At 69.9% G+C, this 25480-nt stretch carries 23 protein-coding genes, 1 tRNA gene and 2 pseudogenes; 15 read left to right on the plus strand and 11 right to left on the minus strand.

What is annotated here, in order from left to right; genetic code table 11:
* The first annotated feature begins 40 nt into the window (after nt 1–40).
* The 3 genes and pseudogenes from OG407_RS49420 to OG407_RS49430 form a co-directional block, all read left to right on the plus strand.
* Nucleotides 41–478, plus strand: coding sequence for a nitroreductase family deazaflavin-dependent oxidoreductase (locus OG407_RS49420; protein ID WP_405868018.1), 438 nt, complete (start codon nt 41–43; stop codon nt 476–478).
* Between the two features lie 359 nt (nt 479–837).
* Entirely contained in the window at nt 838–1092 is a 255-nt protein-coding gene (locus OG407_RS49425; protein ID WP_405868020.1) for a hypothetical protein, read from the plus strand.
* A gap of 12 nt (nt 1093–1104) precedes the next feature.
* A pseudogene (locus OG407_RS49430) lies at nt 1105–2103 on the plus strand (SMI1/KNR4 family protein); the annotation flags it as partial.
* A gap of 264 nt (nt 2104–2367) precedes the next feature.
* Here OG407_RS49430 and OG407_RS49435 read toward each other — a convergent pair.
* Nucleotides 2368–2997, minus strand: coding sequence for a hypothetical protein (locus OG407_RS49435; RefSeq protein WP_405868022.1), 630 nt, complete (start codon nt 2995–2997; stop codon nt 2368–2370).
* A gap of 128 nt (nt 2998–3125) precedes the next feature.
* Entirely contained in the window at nt 3126–3878 is a 753-nt protein-coding gene (locus OG407_RS49440) for a hypothetical protein (RefSeq protein WP_405868024.1), read from the minus strand.
* An 801-nt stretch (nt 3879–4679) separates the two neighbouring features.
* On the opposite strand from OG407_RS49440, the gene OG407_RS49445 reads away from it, so the two are divergent.
* The 3 genes from OG407_RS49445 to OG407_RS49455 all read left to right on the plus strand — a co-directional run bounded on the left by OG407_RS49445 (nt 4680) and on the right by OG407_RS49455 (nt 7728).
* Complete coding sequence (locus OG407_RS49445) at nt 4680–6116, plus strand: carboxylesterase family protein (protein WP_405868026.1); 1437 nt, start codon at nt 4680–4682, stop codon at nt 6114–6116.
* Between the two features lie 63 nt (nt 6117–6179).
* Nucleotides 6180–7202, plus strand: a complete 1023-nt coding sequence (locus OG407_RS49450; protein WP_405868028.1) for an alcohol dehydrogenase catalytic domain-containing protein — start codon at nt 6180–6182, stop codon at nt 7200–7202.
* A gap of 166 nt (nt 7203–7368) precedes the next feature.
* Nucleotides 7369–7728, plus strand: a complete 360-nt coding sequence (locus OG407_RS49455) for a cyclophilin-like fold protein (RefSeq protein WP_405868030.1) — start codon at nt 7369–7371, stop codon at nt 7726–7728.
* 26 nt (nt 7729–7754) lie between these two features.
* On the opposite strand, the gene OG407_RS49460 is transcribed toward OG407_RS49455, so the two are convergent.
* Nucleotides 7755–8708: a helix-turn-helix domain-containing protein gene (locus OG407_RS49460; protein WP_405868032.1), complete on the minus strand. Its 954-nt coding sequence runs from the start codon at nt 8706–8708 to the stop codon at nt 7755–7757.
* Between the two features lie 127 nt (nt 8709–8835).
* Here OG407_RS49460 and OG407_RS49465 point away from each other — a divergent pair, with 127 nt between their 5' ends.
* From OG407_RS49465 to OG407_RS49490, 6 genes and pseudogenes are all read left to right on the plus strand, one after another.
* On the plus strand, nt 8836–9231 hold the full coding sequence (locus OG407_RS49465) for an MmcQ/YjbR family DNA-binding protein (RefSeq protein ID WP_405868034.1): 396 nt from the start codon (nt 8836–8838) through the stop codon (nt 9229–9231).
* Nucleotides 9228–9584: an MmcQ/YjbR family DNA-binding protein gene (locus OG407_RS49470; protein ID WP_405868036.1), complete on the plus strand. Its 357-nt coding sequence runs from the start codon at nt 9228–9230 to the stop codon at nt 9582–9584. Before OG407_RS49465 ends, OG407_RS49470 begins: the two co-directional genes overlap by 4 nt.
* A 174-nt stretch (nt 9585–9758) precedes the next feature.
* Complete coding sequence (locus OG407_RS49475) at nt 9759–10496, plus strand: dienelactone hydrolase family protein (protein WP_405868038.1); 738 nt, start codon at nt 9759–9761, stop codon at nt 10494–10496.
* Nucleotides 10497–10538: 42 nt separating this feature from the next.
* Nucleotides 10539–11495, plus strand: a pseudogene (locus OG407_RS49480) (glutamine synthetase); the annotation flags it as partial.
* Between the two features lie 28 nt (nt 11496–11523).
* A complete protein-coding gene (locus OG407_RS49485; protein WP_405868040.1) occupies nt 11524–12690 on the plus strand; it encodes a cytochrome P450 in 1167 nt (388 codons plus the stop codon).
* Between the two features lie 74 nt (nt 12691–12764).
* Entirely contained in the window at nt 12765–13442 is a 678-nt protein-coding gene (locus tag OG407_RS49490; protein WP_405868042.1) for a class I SAM-dependent methyltransferase, read from the plus strand.
* Between the two features lie 192 nt (nt 13443–13634).
* Here OG407_RS49490 and OG407_RS49495 read toward each other — a convergent pair whose 3' ends face one another.
* The 3 genes from OG407_RS49495 to OG407_RS49505 all read right to left on the minus strand — a co-directional run bounded on the left by OG407_RS49495 (nt 13635) and on the right by OG407_RS49505 (nt 17447).
* A complete protein-coding gene (locus OG407_RS49495; RefSeq protein WP_366499375.1) occupies nt 13635–13946 on the minus strand; it encodes a type II toxin-antitoxin system PemK/MazF family toxin in 312 nt (103 codons plus the stop codon).
* Nucleotides 13943–14128, minus strand: coding sequence for a hypothetical protein (locus OG407_RS49500; RefSeq protein WP_328686162.1), 186 nt, complete (start codon nt 14126–14128; stop codon nt 13943–13945). The genes OG407_RS49495 and OG407_RS49500 overlap by 4 nt, the downstream gene beginning before the upstream one ends.
* Before the next feature lie 298 nt (nt 14129–14426).
* The gene (locus tag OG407_RS49505; RefSeq protein ID WP_405868045.1) at nt 14427–17447 is read right to left on the minus strand and encodes a glycosyl hydrolase; all 3021 of its coding nucleotides are present in this window, start codon (nt 17445–17447) and stop codon (nt 14427–14429) included.
* Between the two features lie 139 nt (nt 17448–17586).
* Between OG407_RS49505 and OG407_RS49510 the strand changes: the two genes are divergently transcribed.
* The 3 genes from OG407_RS49510 (at nt 17587) to OG407_RS49520 (ending at nt 19059) form a co-directional block, all read left to right on the plus strand.
* On the plus strand, nt 17587–17820 hold the full coding sequence (locus OG407_RS49510; protein ID WP_405868047.1) for a hypothetical protein: 234 nt from the start codon (nt 17587–17589) through the stop codon (nt 17818–17820).
* A 123-nt stretch (nt 17821–17943) separates the two neighbouring features.
* Nucleotides 17944–18020 (plus strand) — tRNA-Met (locus OG407_RS49515).
* A gap of 271 nt (nt 18021–18291) precedes the next feature.
* Nucleotides 18292–19059: a Stf0 family sulfotransferase gene (locus tag OG407_RS49520; RefSeq protein WP_405868049.1), complete on the plus strand. Its 768-nt coding sequence runs from the start codon at nt 18292–18294 to the stop codon at nt 19057–19059.
* On the opposite strand, the gene OG407_RS49525 is transcribed toward OG407_RS49520, so the two are convergent.
* Genes OG407_RS49525 through OG407_RS49545 form a run of 5 tightly spaced genes read right to left on the minus strand, consistent with a single transcriptional unit; the run spans nt 19024 to nt 25424 of the window.
* A complete protein-coding gene (locus tag OG407_RS49525) occupies nt 19024–19671 on the minus strand; it encodes a DUF5825 family protein (RefSeq protein WP_405868051.1) in 648 nt (215 codons plus the stop codon). The genes OG407_RS49520 and OG407_RS49525 overlap by 36 nt on opposite strands.
* Complete coding sequence (locus OG407_RS49530; RefSeq protein ID WP_405868978.1) at nt 19668–21614, minus strand: RiPP maturation radical SAM C-methyltransferase; 1947 nt, start codon at nt 21612–21614, stop codon at nt 19668–19670. Before OG407_RS49530 ends, OG407_RS49525 begins: the two co-directional genes overlap by 4 nt.
* A gap of 26 nt (nt 21615–21640) precedes the next feature.
* Nucleotides 21641–22411, minus strand: a complete 771-nt coding sequence (locus OG407_RS49535; RefSeq protein WP_405868053.1) for a hypothetical protein — start codon at nt 22409–22411, stop codon at nt 21641–21643.
* Complete coding sequence (locus tag OG407_RS49540; protein WP_405868055.1) at nt 22408–23418, minus strand: DUF692 family multinuclear iron-containing protein; 1011 nt, start codon at nt 23416–23418, stop codon at nt 22408–22410. Before OG407_RS49540 ends, OG407_RS49535 begins: the two co-directional genes overlap by 4 nt.
* Entirely contained in the window at nt 23415–25424 is a 2010-nt protein-coding gene (locus OG407_RS49545) for a B12-binding domain-containing radical SAM protein (protein ID WP_405868057.1), read from the minus strand. Before OG407_RS49545 ends, OG407_RS49540 begins: the two co-directional genes overlap by 4 nt.
* Nucleotides 25425–25480 lie beyond the last annotated feature (56 nt).

Below are 25480 nucleotides of genomic sequence, written 5' to 3' on the forward strand. Positions count from 1 at the left end.
GCATCAACCGTGTAGATCCATGGAGCATTGAGGGAGCATCATGCCGTTGCAAGGCGAGTACCTGCCCGGTCCCAAGGAGTGGGTGACCAGCCAGGTGGAGGAATACGAGGGCTCTGGCGGGACCAAAGGCCTTTCTTTGCAGGAGGTACCGGTTGTCGTCGTGACAAGCGTCGGGGTCAAGTCCGGGAAATTGCGCAAGAACCCGGTGATGCGCGTTGAGCACGGCGGCGCATACCTGGCCGTTGCTTCGCAGGGTGGCGCGCCAACGCATCCCGCCTGGTATTTCAATCTCAAAGCCCACCCCCTCGTAGAGGTGCAGGACAGGACCGTCAAGGGTGACTTCCTCGCACGGGAACTCACGGGAGACGAGCGCGCGACATGGTGGGAACGTGCCGTCCAGATCTGGCCGGACTACGACGTCTACCAGACAAGGACCGACCGTCTGATCCCCCTCTTCCTCTTGGAGCCGGCTGCCTGAGCTTGACTCTGGCGGGGATCTTGGTCGGTCAGGGCCAAGTACCAAGCGTGCGCCAGGACTTTGTCCTGGGGATGACAAAAGCAGTCATCACTATTCGCCGACTGCCGTCCGACCGTGCCTTCGACGCCATGATCTCGCAGATGTCCGGCGTTCCCCGCACCTGAACCCCGGCTAGCTCCTCAGCAGATCGGCAACCGCTGATCACTGCGACATGTGCCGTAATCGATCATGGCGTCGTACCGCCGCCGGCAGCATGTTGGACCGCGTCCTCTGCAAGAACATGATGATCTCCGAGATTACGTGGCGTGCATCGCCCGACCCTGGCGATTCCACGCTCCCTGTTTCAGGAAAGGCGCACCATGAGCCACACGGAAACCGCATTCGGTGAATCCGGGTTCGAATTTCCCCGGTGGCGAGTGCTTCTGGATACGCTCACCTTGGACGGTCGGCCCGGAGAGCTGACGATCATCGTGACGGCAGCGACAACCAGCGACGCTGAACAGGCCGCCTGGGGCCTCGCCCACTCGCGTGATGCGATCCGCCACCGACGAGGCGCCTCGATCACTACACAACGTACCCAAGTGCACGCGCATCCCGTGCCCGCACCATTCTGAGGGCACAAAAAGTGGCGCCGCCTGCCCGAGGCTGTGCCCGGGGTGCGGCCGGCTCCGTCCGTGGATCTGGCGCTGCTGGAACGGACGCTGCGTGAACGGATACCCGAGGCGATCGGCGCCACTGAGGCGGAGATCGCCGAGGTGGATGCCCGCCTCGGAGTGGTGCTGCCCGAGGAGATCAAGGTGCTTTACCGGGTGACTCGCGCGCGGTGGGCGGACTGGGGTGACGACTACGAGGTGGCGCAGCGGGTCTTCGACGCGGTCGGCTTCGAGCTGGGCTCCCTGGACGACGTCTCCATCGCCGACAGATCGTGCCGTCCGTTCCGTTGGGAGCATGCGGCGATGGAGGCGGCTGTCACCGGGCCGGACGCCGTCGTGCAGGACCTGGTCGGCTCGCCTGGATGGATCGTCATCGGCGACACCGGCGGCGGGGATCAGGTCGCCGTCGACCTGACGCCAGGACCGGGCGGCCACACCGGGCAGATCATCGTGCTCGGCCACGAGCGGAGCGTCGGGGCCGAGGTGTTCGCCGAGTCCCTTACCGACCTGGTCCAGGATCCGGAACGGGACTGGTACTCAGGGCGCGGCCAGGGCGAACTTCCGCACGTGGCGTGGGTCAACCACCGGAGCGTCAGGAGCATCGACGCCGCGGCTCACCCCGAACTGGAGGTGCTGAGCCTCGGCGTCTGGGCCGGCGAACCGTTCAGCCTGGCACCCGTGATAGGGCTGCCACGCCTGCGTACCCTCTCCGGCTACCCCGGGACGCTCGCCGACCCACTGGAGATCGCCGGGCTGACAGCGCTGGAGTTCCTCGAACTCACTCCGGAGGACTGGCGCGTCCTGCTCGACGCCGATGTTGTCCCGCGCAGCCTCTCGGCCGCCGCCATCAGGGCGTACGACGACCGCGACACGCGCGTGATCGTCGCCCTGGCGAACGAGATCCTCGCTCTCTGGGACCGCCCCGCGATCCCCGAGACCGTTGTCAACGGAGACCTCGGGCCCCTGCCGTAGCGGCCTTGCCAGTCCGCTCGGCACTTACGCCGCGCTCGTGCCTGCTCAGAAGCGAACCGCGGGAATGAGCAGGTGGAAGAAACTGCTTCGGGTCTGGTCATGGCCGCTCGGGTTGTCGAGGGTGCGGCGGCGCGACGCTGGCGGCCAGTGCTCTGGGGAACACCCAGCCCAACAGAACGAATCCAGTGAGGCCCATGCCGTGCCACGCGGATCGGGACGGCGCCGAATGCTGGCGATGGTGGTCTGGGTTGCTGCCCCGTGGCTTCAGCGGTCGGTACCTTCGGGCTTCTCCTCGGCCTGGGGCGCAGCCGTCGGCTCCGGCGCGTCGGGAGAGGTGTAGTAGACCGAGGCGCCCTGCTTGGTGCGCTGGGCCTTGCTCTTGGCCACGAGCCCTTCGAGAGTGACGCGCACGACCTTGGTCTTGATGCCACGCTCGGGATGAGCCTTGCTGAGCGCGGTGGAGATTTCCGCGGCGGAACGCGGCTCGTTCTGCTCGGCGAGGTGGCGGCGGATGAGTTCCACCAGAGTAGGCCGGTTCGTCGTCGTGCCGACCTTGGGCGTGGCAGGCTTCTCAGCTGCCGCTTCCTGCGCGGCTGTGGTCTTCCGCGCCCTTCGCTTGTTGGGGGGTGCGGCCTCGGACTTCTGTCGGAGAGCTGGCACCTCTGTGCCCTCGGCCGTGGTCGAAGACTCATCCGGTTCATGCGTGACACCGAGCGCCTGTTGCATGTTCACCAGCACACTGCGGTCCTGCTGCAGAGCAGTCAGCTGCTGCTGCAGGGCGGCGACCTCCGCGCCGATACGGTCCTGCTCCTTGAGGTTGCTTTCGAGGTCGCCGGCCACCTGGGCGATGTACTGGGATGTCAGTCCCGTGGCGACAGTCGTGCTCTCGGACATGGTGCTGGCCTTTCCTCGGTGTGCGGCGGTGATTGATGCGAGCGGCCTTGAACCGGGGCAGAACTCCTCTGTGCTGTACCGGCGGCACGGACGTTGTGACTGCCGCAAAATGGCTTGGCATAGAGATACTACGGACAGGCGGAACCAGTTGTTCCTCTCCAGTGGCGTCCCTTGTTCGACGCGGACGTTGAGGTCAAGCCGTCTGGCGCCTTTGGGGCCCTGTTGCAGGGCGGGTTCGTGTGCAGAGACTGGGGGAGTTGCAAGACTGCTTCATCGGTCTCGCGATTGTGATGCCGGGTTGTCAGGGTGCCCGTTGTTACCAGCCGATCGAGGAGTTCTCCGGTCTGCTGTGGAGAGTGCCCACGCAGGCGCGCGAGAGTGTCCAGGCCGGTGCTGTGTTCGGTGTGTACGGCCAGGACCAGGGCGGTCAGTCGCATGACGGCCTGTGCCGCCGGCAGGGTCAACGGGACGGGATGAAGTGCCCAATGAGCGGCGCGCCGGCGGGCACGGCGACCGGGTGCCTGGTCCAGAACCGCAGCATCGAGCAGCCGCAGCTGCACGGGAGTAGACCTGGCATCCGGCGGCTCCAGCCAGCCGGCGTGGACCAGTTCCTGCCACAGCTCCCTGTACCTGCGCAGGCGCATGCCGCGCAGGAGCCCCGCCGGTAGCCGGACATGACCGCGAATGGCGGCGCGCAGGGCGCACTGCAGACTCAGCAGCCGGGCGGAGGGAGAGGTGAACCGGGGCAGCGCGGCGCCGAGGTAGGTGAGCATCTCCCGCACGCGTACCTGCTCGGCAGGCTCCGGGCCGGGGCCGCTGGCAGGGGACGGCGGGCAGGTGGAGGACTGCGGCAGGGCGGAGGCGAGCAGGGTGTCCGGCACCACGGCGGTATGACTGGTCGCCCCCGCGCAGGCCGTGCAGGCATGGGCCAGCCGCCAGGAGCGGCCGCTGCGGTCACGGGTGAGGGCAAGGCGCGCCGGCCCGGCGCATCCGCGGTGACGCGGATGCCACGAACATCCATGAGCCCGGCACTGACAGCTGCGCAGATACACCGGCAGCACGTCGGCGCGGGCGTGGCAGGCCAGATGTGCCAGTGCGGAGGAGTCAGCGAGAGGAGAAGTGTGGGCGGTGCAGGTGGGCAGACGAGCGTGGGGCCGCCTGCTTGCGGACGCAGCTCCACGGTCCAGATGCGCCGCACTGTGGCATGCGCATGGGAGCCTCATCGGCTGGTCGTCCTCCCCTCTGCCCGTGTCATGGGGCCCTTGTTCTTCAGCCAGCCCATGGCGGCGTCGGCTGGGACAACGAAGCCCTCCCACGCCGCGTCACACCGCACCCGTCGCCTTCTGCAGCCGGCTCGCGTTCCTGGGCGAGGCCGGGAGATCACCGCCGGATGCGGCAGCAGGCTCGGGCCCGCGAGTCGCACCGGCTTTCCGGGGCAAGTCAGCGTGTCGAGCCAGGGAGCCCGCTGACGGCAGGGCCTCAGGTCGCTCTCACCTGCCCGGCGACGGGCCACGAGAAGAAGAGGAGGAACAGACAGGTGTCGCCTGGTGACCATCAGGTGACCGCTGTCTGTCAGGTGATTTGTGGGGTCACAGGCAATGATTGGGGAGCGCCACCGCGAGCGATCAGCCGCCGACACGCCGCGCGAAAGACCCGAACCGCACGGGAAGGAATCTCACGCCATGACCGCGACCGCGCCCGAGGCTCCGACTGCACCAGGGGTGCGGTCCTGGTGGGGTATCCCGTTCGCCACCGCCGAGCGATACCGCCGCCCCGTGGTCGCGGATTTCGATCCGGACCGCCCCTATGACCGCAAGGGCGTCGTCTCTGTCCAGCCCGACAGCGGCGACTGGCTCGAAGCGGACAGCGGGATGGGCGAGGACTGCCTGAACCTGAACGTGTGGGCTCCCGAGCAGTCGGCCGGGAAGGCGCTTCCGGTGGCTGTGTACATCCATGGCGGCGGATTCGAGTTCGGCGCGAACACGCAGACCACCTCGAACGCCGCTGGTCTTGCCGCGTCGGGGCGCGTGGTGGGCGTGTCGGTCAACTACCGGCTCGGCGCGCTGGGCGCGCTCTCGCTCTCCCAGTACGGCGGCGCCCTGGCTGAGGCCAGCAACCTCTTCCTCCAGGACGTCATCGCCGCGCTCACCTGGATCCAGCGGAACATCGCCCACTTCGGCGGCGATCCCGACAACGTCACCGTCTACGGCCACAGCGCCGGCGCCTATACGACCTTCGGTCTGCTCGGCGCCTCCTCCGCCGACGGCCTGTACCGGCGGCTGGCCGGGTTCTCCGGCGGGCCCGCCCGCAGCGTCCCGGCCTGGTGGGCTGAGGAGCTCGCGCACCGGTTCGTCACCGAACTCGGCGTGGCGGACAACCCGGAGAAGCTGCTCGACCTCGACGCGGTCTCCCTGAGGGGCGCCCTGCGCAAGGTCGCCCCGACGGATCTCGGAGTCCGTGGCGGGGTGGACAACAAGGCCACCGGCGTCGTCCTGGACATCGGGCAGCCGGGCGCGGTGGTGCACGCCCATCCGATGGACGTCCTTGCCTCGGGCGCGCACCGTGATGTCGACGTGCTGCTGAGCATGGCGAGTGACGACATGGGCTGGTGGGTGGCGAACGACCTGGACCGGTTCGACCCGGGCACCCTCGACCGCATCGTCGACGAGGTCGCGGGGTGGCGTATTTCCCGCTCCCGCGCGAAGAAGATCGTCGACGCCTACGACCAGGGCGGCCGTACCCCGGCCGAGGTCCGCGCCGCGGTTATGGCGGACTACCTCTTCGCGCTCCCGGCCGCCCGCGGCGCCCTGGCGCACGCCGCCGCGGGCGGCAACGCCCATCTGCTGATGATCGGGCCCGCCGAGGGTGCGCCCGCCGTGCACGGCAGCGAGATGTACGCCCTGGTCGGCCAGGAACAGCCGGGCCGCAGCCCCGAGCAGGCCGAGCGTGACACGCGGATCCGCGACATCGTCCTCGACTTCGCCACCGGCGAGCAGTCCCGTCTGTGGCCCGCCGTCACGGACCGGCCCATCTCGGGAAGCGTCGGCAACCCGCCCTTCGAGGCCACCGCCCACTACCAGCAGGCCCTCGGCCTGTGGGAGGGCATCGACCGTCCCTGACGGCTGGCGGGACGCCATCCGCAACAGCGCACCAAGGGGGCGAAACAGAGTGAGGAACTCGGTATGAGCCAACGAACAGCAGCCGGCGCCGCCGCACCGGCGACGATGCGGGCCGTCGTCGTCACCCGGCCCGGCGGCCTCGACGCACTGGAGATCAAGGATGTGCCTGTGCCCGTACGCAAGCCCGGCTGGGTGCGGATCAGGGTGAAGGCGTTCGGCGTCAACGAGTCCGAGGTCACCACCCGCAAGGGCGAGTCGGACGCGGTGGTCACCTACCCGCGTGTGCCCGGCATCGAGGGCGTCGGCGTGGTCGATGAGGCCGACGAGGACAGCGCGCTGCGGCCGGGGCAGCAGGTGGCCACGATGATGGGCGGCATGGGCCGCTCGTACGACGGCGCGTACGCCCAGTACGTGACCGTCCCTGCAGGGCAGGTCATCCCGTTCGAGACCGGCCTGCCGTGGGAGGTCGTCGGCGCGCTGCCGGAGATGTTCCAGACCGCCTACGGATCGCTGACCACGGGCCTGGACCTCAAGGCCGGGCAGACGCTGCTGATCCGCGGCGGCACCTCCACGGTCGGGCTGAGCGCGGCCACCATCGCGAAGGACCTCGGCGCCACCGTCATCTCCACCACCCGCAGCGCCGGCCGGGCCGGGGAACTGCGGGCCGCGGGCGTCGACCATCCCCTCGTCGACAACGGCACCCTCGCCGACCAGGTGCGCGAGCTGATCCCGGACGGCGTCGACGCCGCCCTGGAACTGGTCGGCTGCTCGGTCCTCTCTGACACCCTCAACGCCGTCCGCCGGCACGGCACCGTCTGCTTCACCGGAGCCCTGGCAGGCCAGTGGTCCATCCCGGACTTCACCCCGTTCATGATCCCCTTCGGGGTACGCCTGACCTCCTACGGCGGTCAGGCCGCCGACCTCCCGGCCGACGTCTTCGCCCACCAGCTCCAGGCCATCGCCGCCGGACGCCTCAACGTCCCGGTCGCGAAGGTCTACCACGGCCTGGAACAAGTCCGAGACGCCCAGGCCGACCTCGAATCCGGCACCACACCGGGCAAGCACGTCGTCGTCCTGGAGGGCTGAAACCTGGGCAGCCGAGGATGGTAAGTGGATCGACTTGCCATCGCGGTGGTGTCGAAGTCACCTTCCCGGGATCCGTGCCGAACCGAAGCTCGTACCCCTGATGAACAGGGCGTACGTGTCGGCCGCCGACGATCACTCCAACAACACCCCAGAGGGCGGAACCCATATGAGAATCCGACTGACCGCCGGAGAAACCGTGCTCAACGCAACCCTCGACGACAACGTGACGGCACGCGACTTCGCCTCGCTGCTTCCGCTGACGCTGCAGATGAACGACCTGCTCAAGCGCGAGAAGTACGGTCACCTGTCCCGGTCCCTCGCCGCAGGAGGCGAGCCGCGGTTCAGCTACGAGATCGGCAACATCGCCTACTGGTCACCCGGTCCCGACATCGCCATCTTCTATGACCACGACGGCGAGTCCATCCCCGACCCCGGCATCGTCATCCTCGGCGAAATCGGCTCGGGGGCCGATGCTTTCAAGAAGTACGACGGCACGGTCGACGTCACCTTCGAGGCCGTCGACTGAGACCCGGCCGGAAACCACCGAGATCGTCAACCAGGGAGAGGAGGGGGGACGGTCGTGGCCTCGCGGGCCGCGAAATCGGTCGGGGTGAGGCCGGTGCGGTCGCGGAAGAAGCGGCCGAAGTTCGCGGGGTCGGTGAAGCCGAGGTGGACGGCCACCGCCCGGGCATCCCACCCGGCGCCTCTCAGCAGGCGCCGGGCTTCCAGGAGGCGCCGCTCGTCGATGAGCTCGCGTACCCCCTTGCCGGTGGCGTCCCGGGCGGCGCGGCTCAGGGTGCGGACCGAGCAGTCGAGCAGTTCGGCGTAGTCCGCGGCTTGGTGCAGCTCGCGGAAGTGCAGCTCCAAGGTGTCCAGGAAGCGTCCGTACCTGTCGGCACGGCCGGTGCCGGCCGTGGCCGTGGCGATGGGGGCGATGCCCGGGGAGTTGGCCAGGCGCAGCAGCAGCGATTCGAGCAGGCTGCGCCGCAGGGCGTGGTGGATGTCGAGGGGGCGGCGCCCCAGCGCGCGGTGTTCGTCCAGGAGCTGGAGTGCCGTCTGCTGGAGCCAGGCGGCGTCGTCAGGTTGCGGGCTCAGCACGGCGGGGGCGTCGTGCGCGGTGAGCGGGGCCAGGAGGCGGGCGATGTCGGGCCGCAGGACGTCGGGTTCGAACAGGATGAACGGGCCGCGGGCCGCGCCGGGCGGATGCCAGCACTGCGCGTGCCCGGGACGCACCCACAGCCACTGGCCGGGGGCGACGGTCCGCGTGACGTAGTCGACGTCGTGCCGCAACTCACCCTCGGTGACCAGGATCAGGTAGTGGAAGGTGGCACGGCCCGGACGGGGCGGGTTCCACGGCCAGTCGTCGTGCTGGGCGAAGAATTCCTCGACGGTACTCACCTCAAGGCCGTACGGAGTACCGACCGGGGGCTGGAAACCGTACAGCCGAACCGAGGCCGGACCGGTCGCGGTTCCGCTCGGGTCGGGGTGTCGCTTCTCGACCATCACGTGTCCGCAGTCTACCGCCCTCTTTGTCGGCTTCGACGGGAGGATGGGACGTACCGCCGCGACCGCGCGGCGCCCTCCGCCTCCGTCGATGCCACAGTCCGTCACCACCTGAGAAGGCTCACCACCCATGAATGGACCGGCCCTGCACCAGACCGCCGCCGACTTCGCGGAGGAACTCCCCGGAGCCCAGCTGGAGCACCCCTTCGGCCCCGACTGGGAGGTCTACAAGGTACGCGGCAAGGTGTTCATGCTGATGACCGAAGTCCCGGGGCGTCCCGTCGTGATCCTCAAGGCGGACCCAGGCGAGGCCCACGCCCTGCGGGAGCAGTACAGCCACATCACCCCCGGCTACCACATGAACAAGAAGCACTGGATCACGCTGGAGTGCGGAGAAGGCGTCGACAAGGAGCTCGTCAAGGAGCTCGTCACCGACTCCTACCGGCTCGTCGTCGCCCACCTGCCCAGGGCCGAGCGGCCTGTCGACCCGCACACCTACGGCACCGGCACGCGGGCGGCCCGGTGAACACGGCCGGTGACCGCCTCCAGGACACCGCCCGCCAGGCGGCCCTGGCCCTTCCCGACGTCAGCCACGGCTACCCCTTCACCCCGGGACTCGACGTGTACAAGGTCGCGGGCAAGGTGTTCCTGATCGTCACCGACGACCCGGACGATCAGATCATCACGGTCAAGTGCGAACCCGAACACGCACGCGCCCACGTACGCGGCTATACCTCGATCACACCGGGCCGCTATCTCGACAAACGCCACTGGATCTCGCTCGGGCCGGGACCCGGCATCACCGAACGGCTGGTCACCGACGCGGTCGAGGGCTCCTACGACCTGGTCGCCGAGCGGCTGCCGCGACGCGACCGGTGAGAGGTCTGACCGAGATACGGGTCAAGGGGGCAACGGGAGGGAAAGCCGGCGTGGGGACGAGGTTTGTGACGGTTCTTGTGAGCCCTCGCCGTATTTCAGGGGGATGTCCGCGCTGCTCTGCCAGCGGCAGAACACCGGCCGGACCGGGCTCGACGATCACTACAGTCCAGTCTCATGACGACGATTACGACGCGTACGGTCGAGTACCCGGCCGACGGTCTGACGATGATCGGGCACCTCGCGCTCCCGGCCGGTGTCGACCGTCGGCCCGCAGTGCTGCTCGGACCAGAGGGCATGGGGCTCAGCGACGTCGAGCGCCGCCGGGCCGATGCTCTCGCCGAGCTGGGATACGTAGCGCTGGCCTTCGACCTTCACGGCGGGCGCTATTTGAGCGACCCTGAGGAGATGCTGGCCCGTTGCCTGCCACTGCTCGCTGATCCCGACCGGATGCGGAGCATCGGCCATGCGGCGCTCGACGTGCTGCGCACCGAACCGCGGACCGACCCCGACCGGATCGCCGTCGTCGGCTACGGCACCGGGGGCGCCGTCGGGCTGGAACTCGGGCGCGACGGCGTCAACCTGCGCGCGATCGGGACAGTCAACGCACTGACCACGGGCCGACCGGGCGAGGCGGCGCGCATTCGCTGCCCCGTGTGGGCCGGCGTCGGGTCGGAAGACCCGATCATGCCGCCCGCACAACGGAACGCGTTCACCGCCGAGATGCAGGACGCGGGCGTCGACTGGAGCCTCGCGCTCTACGGCGGCGCCTTGCACGCCTTCCACCATCCGCCGGTCGACCACCCCACGGTCCCCGGCGTCGGCTACCACCCACAGCACGCGCAGCGAGCCTGGCGCGACATCGTCGACCTGCTCGCCGAGTGCCTGCCCGTGACGGAGGATCTGGGGGCATGACCCAGGCAAACATGCTGGCACCGGGCTTGCTCGGCGTCATGCCTGGGACGCCTCAAGCAGCGTGGACGGGTTCGGCAGATCGGCCCTGAGCTGGAGTACTTCCTCTGCGAACGCGACGCCGTCGGCGGCTGGCGCCGGTACGCGTCCGACCCCGGTGTCGTCTACACGGCGGGGCTGCGCGCCGACCCCGACAACCACCTCCTGCGCACCCTGCGCCAGGTCCGCGACCTGAACATCGGCGTGCTCAGCGGAAACCACGAGTTCGACGGCGGGCAGTTCGAGATCAACCTGGTCCGCTCGGAGGCGATGTCGGCCGCCGACCGGGCGTTGTGCTTCAAGGCCGCGATCAAGGAATTGGCCCGCAAGGAGGGCAGGCTCGCCACCTTCACGGCGAAGCCGTTCAACGACGCCGGAGGTTCAGGCTTCCACCTCCATCTGTCGAGCCACGACACCGAGGGCCGCAACGCCTTCGACGACCCGTCCGGGCCCTACGGCCTCTCGGCCACCGCACGGCACTCCGTCGCCGGGGTGACGGCGCACGCGCCCGCCCTCGCCGCGCTGCTCAACCCGACCATCAACTCCTACAAACGCTTCGGACCCGACAGGCTGATCGACTGGGGGCTCGACAACCGCAGTGCCATGGTCCGCATCCCGCCCGAGCGCGGGTCCGGAGCCCGGCTCGCACTGCGGCTGGGCGACGCCAGCGCCAACCCCTACCTCGCGATCGCCGCCACCATCGCCGCAGCCCTGCTGGGCGTGGTGGCCGCAGAGCAGCCGCCCGCCCCGCTGGAGGGCTACGGCTACGACCCGGCCCGCTCCACCGTGCTGCCCGGCACCCTCTCCGAGGCCCTGGACGCGCTGGAGGCGGACACCGCCCTGGCCGAGGTGCTCGGCAGGGACTTCACCACGTCCTTCCTCTCCTGCAAGCGGAACGAGGTCGAGCGCTTCCAACGGCACGTCACCGACTGGGAGTTCACCGAGTACGCCTACCACCTGTGACAGACCGTACGACCCCCAGGAGCCACCGATGACCGAGACGACCCTGCCCGCCGCCGCGAACGAACCACCGCCCCTCGCGGACGTGAACCTCGCCGACCTCGACAACTTCACCGACGGCGTGACCCCTTGGCGCATGTTCCACACCCTGCGCCACGAGGACCCCGTCCACTGGCAGCCCGAGGAGGCCCCCAACTCCGGCTTCTGGTCGGTGACCCGGCACGCCGACATCGCCCGGGTCGACCGGGACGCCGAGACGTTCACCTCCACCCGGTTCGTCAACCTCGAAGAGGTCGACGACGACCAGATCAAGAAACGCGCCTCCATCCTGGAACTCGACGACGTCCGCCACCGAGCCCTGCGCAGCCTGATCCAGCGGCAGTTCGGAGCGGGAGTGATCAACAGCTACGCGGACTTCCTGCGCGGCCTGACCGCGAAGACCCTCGACGCGGCGCTGGCCAAGGGCAGCTTCGACTTCGTGAAGGAGATCTCCGCAGGCTTCCCCGTCAACGTGCTCGCCCGGCTGCTCGACGTGCCGCCCAAGGACAACCAGCGGCTCATTGACTGGGGCAACCGCATCATCGGCAACACCGACCCGGACTACGCCGACGTACTCCTGCACAGCGAGGAGAGCGAGAAGTGCCGCGACCTGCCGTTCCGTTCACCCGCCTCGCTCGAAGTCTTCGAGTACGGAAGGGAGTTGGCCAGTCAGCGGCGCGGTGGCGAGGGGACGGACCTGGTCTCCAAGCTGGTCAACACCACCCCGCGCGACGGCGTCCCGCTCTCCGCGCAGGACGTCGACAACTACTTTCTGTTCCTGGTCGTCGCCGGAAACGAGACAACCCGGCACATTATCACCCACTCCATGCTGGCCCTGCTCCAGCACCCGGAGCAGCTCGCCCGCCTCCAGGCCGACCGCTCTCTGATCCCCACGGCGGTCGAGGAGTTCCTGCGCTGGGCGTCTCCCGCCCACCACTTCCGCCGGACCGTCACCCGCGAGGTCGAACTCGGCGGCAGACGCATCAAGGAGGGCGACCTGTGCCTGGGCAACCTGCTGGCCCGCACGGAGATCCGCATCATGTTCGAGGAGCTGATGCCCCGCCTCGCGGACATCCGCCTGGCCGGCGAGGTGCCGCGCGTGCGCTCGAACTTCGTCAACGGCATCAAGAGGCTGCCGGTGGAGGTGACGCCGGCGTGAGGAGCTGAGCCGCCGTTTTGCCGGAGCAGCAACAAGATTGGTGTCACCAGGGCCAGGTGGGTGACCGTGGGCCGGTGACTGACAACATCGCAGGATCGTCCGCGCCCGACACTTCCCTGCCTGCCGACGGATACGTCGGAGACCCAGAGGTCCGGGCGGAGTGGGACAACCGATACGCCGACAGCCGGCAACTGTGGAGCGGTCGGCCCAATGGCGCGCTCGTGGCCGAGGTCGCCAGGCTCACGCCCGGACGGGTGCTCGACGTCGGCTGTGGCGAGGGTGCCGATGCCGTCTGGCTCGCGCGCGGCGGCTGGGACGTGACCGCGCTCGAAGTCTCGGGCGTGGCGCTGGAGCGGGCCGTGGGGCACGCACGGGACGCCGGTGTCACCGTCCGCTGGGTACACGCCGCACTGACGGAAGCGGCGCTCCCCTCGGCCTCCTTCGACCTGGTCTCCGCGCAGTACCCGGCTCTGCTGCGGACAGCCGACGCCGCAGCCGAGCGAGCGTTGCTCGCGGCCGTCGCGCCCGGCGGCGTGCTGTTGCTCGTGCACCACGCGGGGATGGACACCCGGCACGAGCACGACGGCGGATTCGACCCGGCCGACTACGTCTGGCCTTCCATGGTGGCCGCTCTGCTCGACGACGACTGGACGGTGGAGGTGGACGAGCAGCGGCCACGAGTGGCACCTGACGGTGGCGCCGGTGCGCACCACACCGATGACGTGGTGTTGCGGGCGCGTCGACTGCGCTGACGGCCTCCGGCGAAGGCGGATTCGGCGCCTGAGGGAAGTCGTCCTGCTGCCGTCGGTCGCGACGTCGGCGTCGCGACCGGCGCCACCAGGATCAACGCTCTTGACCTTTGGCGCGCCCCTGCCGACCACGCGCGAATCGGCCGGCCGGTGTTTCTGCTCGATGCGGGCTTCGCCGCGCCGTACGCCACCGGCTCACAGGTCGAGGACCGCGCGGAGGGCGTTGTCGACGAGTTCCTGCTGTTCGGGGCCGATGTTCCCGTGCGGTGTGCCGGTTTCGAAGCGAAGCGTGGAGAGCTGGAGGAGATTGACGGCGACGGCGGAGGCGTCGACCGGGGTGGCCAGGTGCACGCTCATCGCCGTGTCGGGGTGCTGGGCCGGGGCGTGCAGGACCAGGACGACGACAGCGCCGTAGGCGTCGGCAAGTCCGTCGAGGCTGACGACAAGAACGGTACGGGTGCCTTTGCCGGTGTCGACGTCCCAGACGTCGCCCTTGCGGACGGTCACAGGGCGTCGCCTTCGCCCGCCAGGTCGAGGGGGGCGACGGAGGCGAGTCTGCGCGCGGCGTCGAGGGTCATCTGACGTCGTACGGCTCGCACGATGTAGTCGTTGAGGGACGAGGAGCCGGCGGCGGCGTCGCGCAGTTGTTTGTCCATGGCGTCGGGAATGCGCAGCGTGATGGCAGTCATGACACCAATTCTAGTGGCAAGGGTGGCATCATGGGTGCCGTTGAACGTTTCCGAGGTGGGCGACACGTCGCCATCGGGCTGAGCCGGACCTTTGGTTGCCCGGGTGCGTTCGCCTTTGCCCGGCTCTGCGACGACCGATCCGTCACCGCGCTCGCCTGGCCCGCCATGACCGCGGGTCAGGAACGGGCGTGGAGCCGGATCGACGGGGTGGGCAGTTGCGGTCGACGAGCAGTCAACCGTACGGATCCCGGGAGCCGTTCACCTCTACGGCCGCCGGGATCCGTGCCGGTGCCGGGAGTTAGGCCACCGTCTGCTGTATGTAAGGCGTGAGGTGGACCGGTCCGACCAGGCCGTAGTTCTGCCTGGCGGACGTGCCGAACACCGCGGGGTTGCTGATGCGCAGCCGGTTGAACAACGGGGTGGCCACCTCGACCTCAATGGTGTTGGCGCCGCGGCGCAGCTGACCGCCGAGGTTCACGACCGGGTTGATCCGGTCGACGGGGTCGAGGCGTGTCCCGTTGACGGTGACCCGGCAGGTGTCGGTCACGCTGCCCAGCTTCAGCAGGGCTCCCGTGCCGGAGGTCCAGGTGCTGGGCAGCGTGACCGTCGTCCGGTAGCGGCCGATGCCGCCCACGTCGGCCAGTTCGGGGATCTGCGACCAGGGCAGCAGGGCGTCGAGGGCGAGGCTGTGCTTGACGATCGTGGTGGTGGTCGCGGTGGTGCCGGGCTGCCAGTCGTCGACGGAAAGGGTCCAGCGGTCGAGGGTGAGGGCGGCCGGCACCTCGGGGATCTTCGTGGCGACCTTGCGGCCGTTCGACAGGGTGGTGGTGCGCGTCCCGGCCGTGGAGGCGCGGATCGCCAGTGATCCGTCCGCGAAGAGCACGCTGTCCGCGTCGGTGGCGACCGCGTGCGGACGGTTGCCGCAGCGGTCCCCGAACAGTCCCGGGCCGCCGAGCGCGACGACGAGGGTCTGGCCCGGCTGGAGGGTGACCCGGAAGGTGAACGCGTCGCCGTCCTGGGTGTATTGGGCGAGCCGGGTGACCCGCCCGCTCCACGGGTCCAGCAGGTAGGGGACGGCGCCGGAGCCCTTGCGACGGGTCGCGTGCAGCGTGACGTCGTGGTCGATGAGGGCGACGGCGGGCTTGACGGTCTCGGCGTGCTTGCCGTTGCACAGGTAGTAGAAGTCGGCGTCGTCGGTGACCCGGTGGGCGTTGAGCAGGGTCGAGGACACGGAGTAGACGGCGTCGGAGGTCACGCCGAGTTCCGCGAACGCCGCGCCGACCAGGGTCTTGTCGGTGATCCGGCGGACGTTCGGCAGCGCGAGCAACTGGGCGGTCAGGGACCGCAGTTCATCCTGCTCCCCGTCGTCGGGGAGACCCGGTGTGAGTGGCTGGTCGAAGGCGCCGAGGAGCACGGTGGGCAGGCCTGCGCGGGCGAACTTCAGGAGTCTGCGGGCGTCGGCGACGGCGAGCGTGGGAGTGGAGCCGTAGAAGAAGTCGCCTTCCAGGAACAGGGCCTTGTAAGCGGGCCCGTCGGGTGCCAGGCGCTTTCCGGAGATCTTGGCCGTGGGCAGGTCGAGCAGGGGGCCGCTCAGGAACTGGTGGGTCCAGCCGAGCGGGATGCCCGTCGAGGTGAGCCAGGACGCCCCGATGCCGGTCGCCGTGTAGCCGGTCTGCCGGAAGACGGCGATGTCCGCGCGGGCGGTGCCCGACTGGAGCACCTCGTGCACGCGGCCGAGATAGCCGGTGATGTCGGGGACGTGGTGCCAGGTGGGCTGTCTAGGCCCCCACGACTCGCCGTATCCGGGTGCTCCGCTGTACGGGCTGAACGCGGCGAAGCCGGGCCAGCTGACGCCGGGCACGGTGGCATAGGAGAAGCCGTGGATCACGGTCTGGTTGACGCCCGCCGCGTACGCGCCGCCCATGGTGCGCAGGAACTTGTCCCAGGTGGTGTTGTAGGCGCCGCCCGCGTACGCGCCCGCCTCGCAGGACAGGATGCGGTGGCCCGCCATGTCCCGTCCGCCGGCGAGACAGCGGTAGTCGTCGAGGTTCTTGAAACCGAGCGACTCGCCCTCGGGGACGTCGAGAACGGCCGCCGAGGCGATCGCGTCGGTCTGGAGGCCGTACGGCTGCGAGCGCAGCTTCATGCCGTGCCCGTGGGCCCAGGACTTGAGTGCCCCGAGGTGGTGCTCGTTGAACAGGCCGGAGACGGTCTCCCAGAAGTCGTGCCGGATCTCCTGGGTGAGCCGCGCCTCGAAGGCGAAGATCTGGTTGCCGTTGTCGAGGACGACGGCCGGCAGGTACGGCAGCAGGTCGCGTCCGGTGTGCTCGCGGAAGGCGGCGGGCAGGCCGGGCGTCCACTGGAGCCCCTTGGTCTCCAGCTCCACGGAATCCTCGAAGAAGGTGTTGCCCGCCGTTCTGAGGAGTTGGCGGAGCGTGGAGTCCAGGATCGTGGAGTCCCAGTAGCGGGTGACGGCCGCCGTGCCGGTCGCGCTGAAGTGGTCGACGACGTACGCGGCGGGCGAGGAGTGCGGTCCCGCCTCGGGCTGCTGGCCCGAGCCGCGCTGCCAGTACGACAGGATCACCCAGGTCGCCGGGTCGGGCGGGGTCCAGCTGAGGTCGCCGCCCCTGACCCGGTCGGTCAGGTCGGTGACGCTGTCGGCGTCCAGGCCGGTCGCCTTGCCGCTGGAGTAGGCGGTGTTGACGCGGGCGGCCTGGACGGCGAAGAGCTTCTGCACGGCCACACCGGAGGCGGCCGGGTGGACGGAGGCCGGCACCGGTCCGTCGTAGGCCGCGCCGCCGGTCAACGTGGCCTTGCCGTAGGCGAGTTCCTTCACCGCGGCGTCGTCATCGGGTGTCACACCGGGCACGGCGACGGGCCAACTCGGCCCGAGTGTCAGGTCGATGGTCAGCTCGCGGCGGGCGGCCTGCCGCAGAGCGGCCTTCACGCCGTCACGCCAGGCCGGGCTGCCCCAACCGTGACGGGCGGTGTCCAGGACGGAGGTGTCGGTGATGCTGTGGTGGACGGCCGCGATCTCGGCGCCGCCGAATCCCGCGTCGGCCATCTGGTCGATCTCCCGCGCGATCTCCACCGGGTCCACCAGCCCGTCCGGCCACCACCAACGGAACCTGGGCCGGACCGCCTTGGCAGGACCGGCGAACCAACTCGCCGCAGGAGCAGCCTCGTTGGAGCGAGCCGTCCCGGAGGCGGCGGCGGCGCTCGCTGCCGGACCGAGTGCCGCGAGAACGCCCGTCGTCAGACCGGCGGCCAGTACCGACCGACGTGTCGCACCGCCACGCTGCGGGTGGGTTTCGTGCATGGTTCAGCCCCAACTCGTCACGGGTGAGCAGTTGTTGAATCGTTTCAATCACTGCAAGTGCCGGAACCGTAGTTCGCCCTCCGAGCCGAGGTCAATAGAGACGACAACGATTCAAGGCGGCGAGGACTGGGGCAAGTTGGTGAGGCCGTGGGCCCTGGGGCTGTTCCCGGTGGGCGGCCTGCGCAGCCGCGCGCGTTCGGCGACCGGCGCGGGTTGCGCGGGGTCGTCGACCCGCAACTCCTGCAAGGCGGAGCTCACTTGGCTCGCCGACTTCTTTCCCGGCTTCGACCCCGAGCCTCTGGAGCGGGTGGTCCAGGCCTACGTCCGCTCGATCGAAGGAGCGGAAACGGGCCGCGTCTTCGAGCTGGGCTGATCGTCCGGAACGCGGCACGAGACCGGTGGCGACCGGATGGGTCCCGCTCGCCGCGCTCTGTATCTCCGCTCGCTCGTAATTCCCTGTCGGATACGGCCACATGGCGTATGGTGAGCACAGCGACGCGGGGTGGAGCAGCTCGGTAGCTCGCTGGGCTCATAACCCAGAGGTCGTTGGTTCAAATCCGACTCCCGCTACCATTTCCGGCCCCTCAGCCTGGTGTTGAGGGGCCGGACCCGTTGGACTGCTGAGAGCCGGATCGGCCCACGGCGCCGAGTCACATCCGGGGCCCATGAGGCGTGGTGACACATGTGCGCTCTCCGATGACTCCGGCTGGTCGGTCGATCCGCACGAGCACGTACCGGCAGGGATGGGCGTCGCTGCCCGGAGGCACAAGCTCGCGGCCTGGCCTGGCCGGTTCCCGCTGCGGAGCCGATGACAACGACCGGTGCCTGGCGCGAAGGTGGTCTCATGGCGCTGCGCTATCGGACCAACGGCCCGGAGTTCGACTTCCCTCACTTCCCCGGTCTGCCGCCGGTCCGCTATGTGCTCGCGTCGACGCCCCGGTGCGGCAGTAACATGCTCGCCCGTGGCCTGTGGCACACCGGGCTGGCCGGCTTCGCCGAGGACTACTTCGCCGACGCCTTCGTGCTGGACTTCTTCGAGCGGTGGGGATTCGACTCCGACGATCCGCGGGAGTTGGCGGCGGGCTATGTGCGGCGGTTGATGACGTGCAGGACCAGCCCCAACGGCGTCTTCGGGCTGCGGATCCACGCGGGGCACCTCGGGAGCCTGGAGGCCGACCCGTACGACATCCTCCAGGCACCCCGGTACATCTGGATCCAGCGCAGGGACCGGTTACGGCAGGCCGTGTCGTACACGATGGCCGAGCAGACCGGTGTCTGGATCCTGGACGGGACCTTTCTGCCGGAGGGGCGCACGCGCGCCGCTCCCCGGTACGGCTATGAGGAGATCCGCCGGCATCTGCGGATGCTCGACCGCGACGCGGCCGTCTGGGAGGACTACTTCGGCCGGCACGGGGTCCTCCCGCACACCGTCGTCTACGAGGACCTGGTCGCCGACTATGAAGCAGGACTGCGCGGCTGTCTGGACTTCCTCGGCGTCGGCGCGTCCGCGTCGCTGCCGGCTCCCGGTATCAGGCGTCAGGCCGACGAGCTGACGGAACAGTGGGTCGAGAGGTTCCTACGGGATCGTCGTGCTGAGCGGCCAGCGTCGTAGCCGGTACGGCGTCCACCACACGTAACGCCCGGCGCGATGGACCAGGTTCTCGCGCAGGTGACGCTCCAGAACCCGCTCCGTCGACGCCGACGCCACCGCCGGCACGCCGTCCAGCAGCCTCTGGAAAGCCGTGCTGCGGGGGGCGTTGACGACCAGGCGTCGGAAGGAGCCCCAGCGATGGTCGCGGATCTCCAGGAAACCGGGACCGCGGCGGTAACCGCACTTCGCGATGTGGAACGAGCCGCGCCACGCGGTGACCACGCCTGCGTCGTTGTCCTCTCCCGTGGAACCGCGGAGGACGGCTGCCGGAGGGTGCAGATGGCTCAGCGCCTGCCACTGGGCCGGGTCGGCCATACGCAGGGTCCAGTCCACCGCGATGCCGCGGCTGGTGAGTTCCCGGACGAGGAGGAGGACGGCGACCGCGGACGCGCCGTCCGGATCGGTGAGGTCCACGGGTTCGGGAACCCGGACGAACTGGACGCCCTCGGAGGCGAGTTGTCCGACGGTGTGCACCGGGTTGCCGGGCGGCCCTTCGAGGGCGCCGTAGTAGATGCCCGGAAGGCGCATGGCCGCTGGGTCGCGGTCCTTCCACAGCGTCAGTTCCGTGGTCATCGGGTGCCTCCCGCGGCGGCTGCGGCTGCCAGGGCGGGGACCAGTGACGTGTCGTCCCCGTGCAGTCCGGCGCCGTCGAGGCGCAGCAGGTCCTGGTTGGCCACGGCGGGCGCGACGTGCACGTACTGGCCGCCCTCGGCGAAGACGAGGCCGAGGCCGAGCCAGTGGGCCAGCAGGTCGGTGACGCGCTCCTGCGTCACCTCTCCGGGTGACTCCCGCGTGTCCCCGCGGCGGGCAGCGGTCTTGCGCAGCAGGGCCGGCACGCTGTGCGGCGTGTCGAGCAGCCGGAACACCGTTACTTCGAGCGGGTCGGTGAGGTCGAGGAGCCGCCAGGAGAAGCCCGGCCGGGTGTCGACGAGGACGATGTGCGTGCCGAGGTCGCAGTGGGTCAGGCGGCTGCGCGGGTACGCCCGTGTCCAGTCGGCGACGGCCGTGCGCAGCCGGTCCAGACAGGCGCCGGTGATGCCCTGGTGCGGTGAGTCGAAGATGTACACCAGGTCGGCGAGTTCGTCCTCGGGCAGGTCGTAGATGTGGTGGTAGTGCGAGGCCGGGCGAAGGTCGCCGAAGCCCAGTTCCGGCCGGTCGAAGTAGGGACTGAACCGTTCGACCTTCAGGCGGGTGGAGTTCGCCGGCGGTCCGAGGTGGTGCAGCGCGGGCAGCTGGTCGACGATCTCGTCGTAGTCCTGCTCGGTCTCCCCGGGGAAGCCGTAGAGATAGTTCCAGCTCAGGTTGACGCCGACGGTCTCCGCGTCCCGCAGCAGCCGTACGTTCTGACAGCCGGTCACCCCCTTGTCCATCAGCTTCAGCACCCGGCTGCTGAGGCTCTCCACGCCGGGCTGCACATAGCTGACTCCCGCCGCGTACAGCGTCGCCAGCTGCTCGCGCCGCAGGTTCGACTTGATCTCGTAGCACAGCCGCAGGTCGTACCCGGACTCCTGGAGAAGCGGGGCCATGGAGTTGAGGTAGGCCATGTCGAGGATGTTGTCGGTGACCCAGACGTCGAGCACGCGGTGGCGCTCGACCAGGCCGAGGATCTCCTCCACGAACCGCCGCGGGTCCTTGCTGCGGAACTCCATGAACGAGCCGTTGAGACCGCAGAAGGTGCAGTGGTGCTTCTCGCCCCACCAGCAACCGCGCGACGCCTCCACCACCAGCCGCGGCTCCACCCAGCCGCCCGCGGTGGACTGCGCGTGCCGCTCGAAGTAGTCGCCGTAGTCGGGCGTGACCAGCGCTCCCGGGGGCAGCGGCGCCGCGTTCATGGGATGGGCCACGGACCGGCCCTCCGCATCGCGGCGGCACAGGCCGGGGATGGCGGCCAGGTCGTCGGCGTCACCGTCGCGGAGCGCGGCGAGCAGCCTGGGGAACGCGATCTCGCCCTCGCCGCGCACCACGAAGTCGACGTACTCGAAGTTGCGGTGCAGCGCTGCGCCCTGCGGGCCGTCGCAGTTCGCGCCGCCGAAGACGGTGGTGGTGCCGGGCGCCAGTTCCTTGACCAGGCGGGCCGCGGCCAGAGCCGCCGCGTTCTGCGCGAACGTGGTGGTGAAGCCGACCACGTCCGGTGCCGTCGCGGCGATCTTGGCGGCGGTCTCCCGGACGAACAGCGGCGCGAGTTCGTGCAGTTCCCGCGCCTTGGCCAGCATGTGCTCCGGCATTTTCTCGCCGAAGTGTTCCGTGAACTCGGCCACCCGCCAACGGGGTTGGTTGTTGAGCGCGCCTGAGAAGATCCACTCGCTGTGTCCGGAGAAGTACGAGGTCGAGCAGAACTCGTACTCCTCGAAGCCGTATTCCGTGCGAGCGGACACCCAGTCGGCGAAGTCGAGGTTGGCGTGCACCACTTCGACGTCCGCCGCGCCGTCGGGGAAGACGTCGAGGATGCGGCGTTTGAGAATGCCGAGGGCGAGGGACGGCGCGTCGAGCGATGACCACGGCATGTCCACCAACACGATGTGCAAGGCGCATCCTCTCCCCGTCACCACAGTCCGCGGCGGGCCAGTGCCCGCCGCGCGGTCTCGCGCCGGTCCGCCGGTCCGGCCTCGAAGGCCTCCGCCACCCGCCCGGACACCACGCCGTGAGCCAGTCCGGCGGGCGTGGTGAAGTACGCGTAGTGCGTTTCGTCCGCGCCCTGGGCCTCCGCGGAGGGACGCCCGCCGGTGGTGGCTCCCCACGTGGCCACGGACGACGCCGCATACGTACGCACGGCCGCGTGGCCCCGCTCCGTGGGGACGATCCCCTCCGCCTCGATCACGAACGACAGCGGCTGCTCACACGTCAGCGCGGTGAACAGGGCGATCATCAGCTCGTGCGTCACGGTGTCGCGCAGCGCCCGTTCCTCGACGCCCTCCAGCAGGTAGGACGCGAACGCCTCCTCCGCCGACAGCCCGGGCGCGGTGTAAGGGATCAGCCGGAACCGGGTGAAGTGCGGTGAGCCGAGGAAGCCGGTGAGCAGGTCGGACTCCGTGGCGCCGGTGCCCTGGAGTACCCGCAGGCTGTGCGGGAACGTGGTCGCGAGACTGCCGCCGCTGCCGGGCCGCCAGACCTGGGAGCGCAACCGGCGTGCGGTGGTGTCCAGTTCGGCCAGGTCGACGGAGGCCAGGCACTCCAGCTCGCCGGGATCCGCCGCCACGGCCTCGGCGCCCTCGTCGGCGAGCCGGGCCCGCAGGTCCGCGTCCAGCAGCAGCCGCATGAGCAGGTCGGTCAGTCGCTCGCCGTCCAGCGACGCACCCGGCTCCAGCGTGGTCACTCGGCCTCCTCGCGCTGCCAGGCGGCGACCAGGTCCCGCAGCCGTGTGTAGTTCCGCCGGGATTTCTCGACCAACTGCCCGTCCTCGCGGTACATCGGGTCCTCGTAGGACACCCCGAGGAGGTTCGGGCAGCGCGGCAGCAGATACTCGGTGAGCTCCACCTGTTCGTCCAGCAGCACGCCGTGGTGCAGGTCGCGGAACCTGCCGCCCACGATCTGGCAGCCGGACAGGTGCAGTTCGCGGCAACGGGACAGGGGCAGGGCCTCGATCCCGTCGTACATGCTCTTTCCGGTACGTCCTCTCAGCCACTGGTAGCTGAGCAGATGGCCGACGTCGAGCGTCACCCACACCTCGGCGTCCTCCGCCAGCCGGGCGAAGTACTCGAAGGCGTCCATGTGCCCGAGGACGAACGAGCCGCCCTCCGTGAAGCCGGGGAATTCGACGTGCAGCGGCGGTTCGAGCAGCCGGGCCGCCTCCGCCGCGTTCCGGGTGGCGATCTCCAGGCCCGGCTCGGTCAGCGGCGGCGGCAGCGGATAGGGCATCGGTATGCCGCGCAGGCTCCAGATGCCCAGGTCCTCGACCACCCAGGAGAAGCCGTAGCGGGCGGCCAGTTCGTTGGTGAACTCGGCGGCAGGGCGGCGGTCGTAGCGCTCGGGCGTGCCCATGTTCAGCTCGGTCTGGTGGAAGGCGCGGGCCGACCCGGCGGGCACCGCCTCGAAGAATCGGTCGTACGCGCGCACGTAGTCGGCCGGTCGTACGCGGGCGCGTGAGCGCGGCTGGAACGCGAGGGCCGAGTACGCGAAGTCGCCGCCGTGGCGGTGCAGGAAGGCGCGGACCCGGTCGGTGACGTCCCCGCCGCCGTCGTCGCTCTCCACGAATCCGATGCCGCGCCTGCCGAGGCGTCCGCCGCCCCACGGCATGTCCATCAGGACCCCCAGGCCCATCCGGCGCGGGGCTTCGTTGACGGTGGCGGCGCCGCCGGGTGTGGTGCGCGGCGGTTGCGTCATGACGAGCTCCTGGCTGAGGGGGCCGGGCTTGCTGAACGTTCCGGGTCGACGGTGCCCGCCGCCGCGTCGGCCAGGCGGGCCAGCAGCCGGCCGCCGCGGTCGGTGCGGGCCGTGAGCAGGCCGTCGGCGCGCTGTTCGACGTCGTCGCGGGGGAGTGCGTAGAACCGCTTCCGGACGAGGTCGGCGAGGGTGACGCGGTCTGCCGTGCGGTCGTCGGCGGACGTGGGCACGATGCGTACCCACGTGTGCGGGCGCAGGGCCGCGACGGCGGGCCCGCGCGGGCCGTTCGGGGCGGGGTGCGACGATGCCGAGGCTTTCGTACGTCCCGGTCTGACGGTGCGGAAGATCCGCACCAGGCGGTCCAGTGCCTCGGTGCGTGTCGGGCCGCCGCGGACGGACAGGGGGTGGCCGACCCGGCCGGCCAGGTAGCTCAGCTCGGGGTTGCCCGCGAGGCGGTCCGTGGCGTCGAGGGCGAGCCCGTACTCCTCCGGGCTGCCCACGAGTCTGCTGCCGGGCTCCGCGACCATCAGCTCCAGCGCGTCGATGCCGATCCGCCGCTCGTTGTCGACGAGGAAGCGAAGGGACGCCTCGAACTCGTCCGGCGTCTCGTCCAGGACCTGGCCCATCACGGTGAAGCGGACGGTGATGCCCGCCGCGTCGAGGTTGTCGAGGATCCGCTGGTAGTCGGCCGCGCGCACACCCCGGTCCATGCGGTCCAGCAGGCGCTGCGAGGTGCCCTCGTAGCCGACCGAGATCATCGCGCAGCCGGCCGCGGCGAGATCGAGGCAGAACTCCGGGTCGGTCAGGGCGGATTCAAGTCGGCTGCGCACACCGAACCGGACCCGGATGCCGCGTTCGCGTACCGTGTGCATCGCTCTCTGGATCAGCCGCAGGTTGGTGTTCTCGTCCGCGACCGACACGTACCGGGTGGCCGTGGCGCGGACCACGGTTTCCACCGCGTCGGCGATCTGGGTCGCGGTGCCCTGCTGGTAACCGCCTTGCGGGAGCGCCCTGTTGCCGTACGAGCAGAACGCGCACCGCCCCCAGTAGCAGCCGACGCACGAGACGATCGCCAGCTCCAGGGCGTCGTTGAGGTAGGAGCGGAACGGCAGCCCGGTGAAGTCGGGTGGTCCGAGGTCACGGAAGCGCAGGGTCACCGCGGGCCCCGTGCGCGGCTCGGCCCCGAAGCGTGCCAGCCAGGTCATGCCGGGCACGGCGGTGAGCGGCACCGTCCCGTCCAGCGCGTCCAGCCAGCGTTCGAGCGGTTCTTCCCCCGCGGTCGGGCACAGGGCGTCGACCGTTTCCAGGACGCCGGGCAGCCGGGCGAGGCTGTCGTGGCGGAGCATCACCTGCTGACCGCCCAGACAGATCAGGGTGTCCGGTGCCAGCCGCCGGATCCAGGCGGCGATCAGCAGCGCGGGCGCGAGCTGGCTGAAGAACGCCACGGACAGGCCGACCACCCGGGGGCGATGGCTGCCGAGCAGCCCGCTCACCAGGCGGTGCAGCGATGCGACCGGTACGTCGGACGCGGCCGGCGGCCGGGCCGCAGCCCGTCGTACGGCATCGTCGAGCTGGCCGAGGTTCTCCCACGTCCGCACCAAGAGGGTGTCGCGGACCAGGAGTTCGAGGGCCAGGCCGGCGAGCCGGACCGCACGGTCGGGGCCCAGCTCGCCGGCCGGCTCCTTGTGCAGGACGTGGGCACGCAGGTCGCCGATGTGCGCGGCGAACACGTCGGCCACCGCTCGGCGGTACCAGTCGCTCACCGCCGTACCGTCGTCGCCCGTGCCCTGGGCACGGACCGCGTCGTCCAGCAGAGCGGGACGGCGCAGCAGCTCGTGGAGCACGGCGATGTTCAAGTCGGCCTGGTGCACCCGCCGACCCCGGCGGCGCAAGTGGCCGGTCAGGTAGGGCAGGCTCAGATACGGGAAGAACCTGGCCTCGGTCTGCGGCGGGAAGATCAACAGGACGTCGGTGCGGGTACGGTCCGCCGACTTGCTGGACGGCACGACCCACCTCCTCGTCCCACCGGGCCCGTCCGTCGGAGAGTTGCCTTGGCTCCCGC

Source organism: Streptomyces sp. NBC_01515, from assembly GCF_045040345.1.
Lineage (GTDB): Bacteria > Actinomycetota > Actinomycetes > Streptomycetales > Streptomycetaceae > Streptomyces.

Coding starts and splice junctions, on each gene's coding strand:
- OG407_RS49420 (WP_405868018.1), top strand. CDS start 41: ATGCCGTTGCAAGGCGAGTACCTGCCCGGTCCCAAGGAGTGGGTGACC.
- OG407_RS49425 (WP_405868020.1), top strand. CDS start 838: ATGAGCCACACGGAAACCGCATTCGGTGAATCCGGGTTCGAATTTCCC.
- OG407_RS49435 (WP_405868022.1), bottom strand. CDS start 2,997: ATGTCCGAGAGCACGACTGTCGCCACGGGACTGACATCCCAGTACATC.
- OG407_RS49445 (WP_405868026.1), top strand. CDS start 4,680: ATGACCGCGACCGCGCCCGAGGCTCCGACTGCACCAGGGGTGCGGTCC.
- OG407_RS49450 (WP_405868028.1), top strand. CDS start 6,180: ATGAGCCAACGAACAGCAGCCGGCGCCGCCGCACCGGCGACGATGCGG.
- OG407_RS49455 (WP_405868030.1), top strand. CDS start 7,369: ATGAGAATCCGACTGACCGCCGGAGAAACCGTGCTCAACGCAACCCTC.
- OG407_RS49465 (WP_405868034.1), top strand. CDS start 8,836: ATGAATGGACCGGCCCTGCACCAGACCGCCGCCGACTTCGCGGAGGAA.
- OG407_RS49475 (WP_405868038.1), top strand. CDS start 9,759: ATGACGACGATTACGACGCGTACGGTCGAGTACCCGGCCGACGGTCTG.
- OG407_RS49485 (WP_405868040.1), top strand. CDS start 11,524: ATGACCGAGACGACCCTGCCCGCCGCCGCGAACGAACCACCGCCCCTC.
- OG407_RS49500 (WP_328686162.1), bottom strand. CDS start 14,128: ATGACTGCCATCACGCTGCGCATTCCCGACGCCATGGACAAACAACTG.
- OG407_RS49505 (WP_405868045.1), bottom strand. CDS start 17,447: ATGCACGAAACCCACCCGCAGCGTGGCGGTGCGACACGTCGGTCGGTA.
- OG407_RS49520 (WP_405868049.1), top strand. CDS start 18,292: ATGGCGCTGCGCTATCGGACCAACGGCCCGGAGTTCGACTTCCCTCAC.
- OG407_RS49525 (WP_405868051.1), bottom strand. CDS start 19,671: ATGACCACGGAACTGACGCTGTGGAAGGACCGCGACCCAGCGGCCATG.
- OG407_RS49540 (WP_405868055.1), bottom strand. CDS start 23,418: ATGACGCAACCGCCGCGCACCACACCCGGCGGCGCCGCCACCGTCAAC.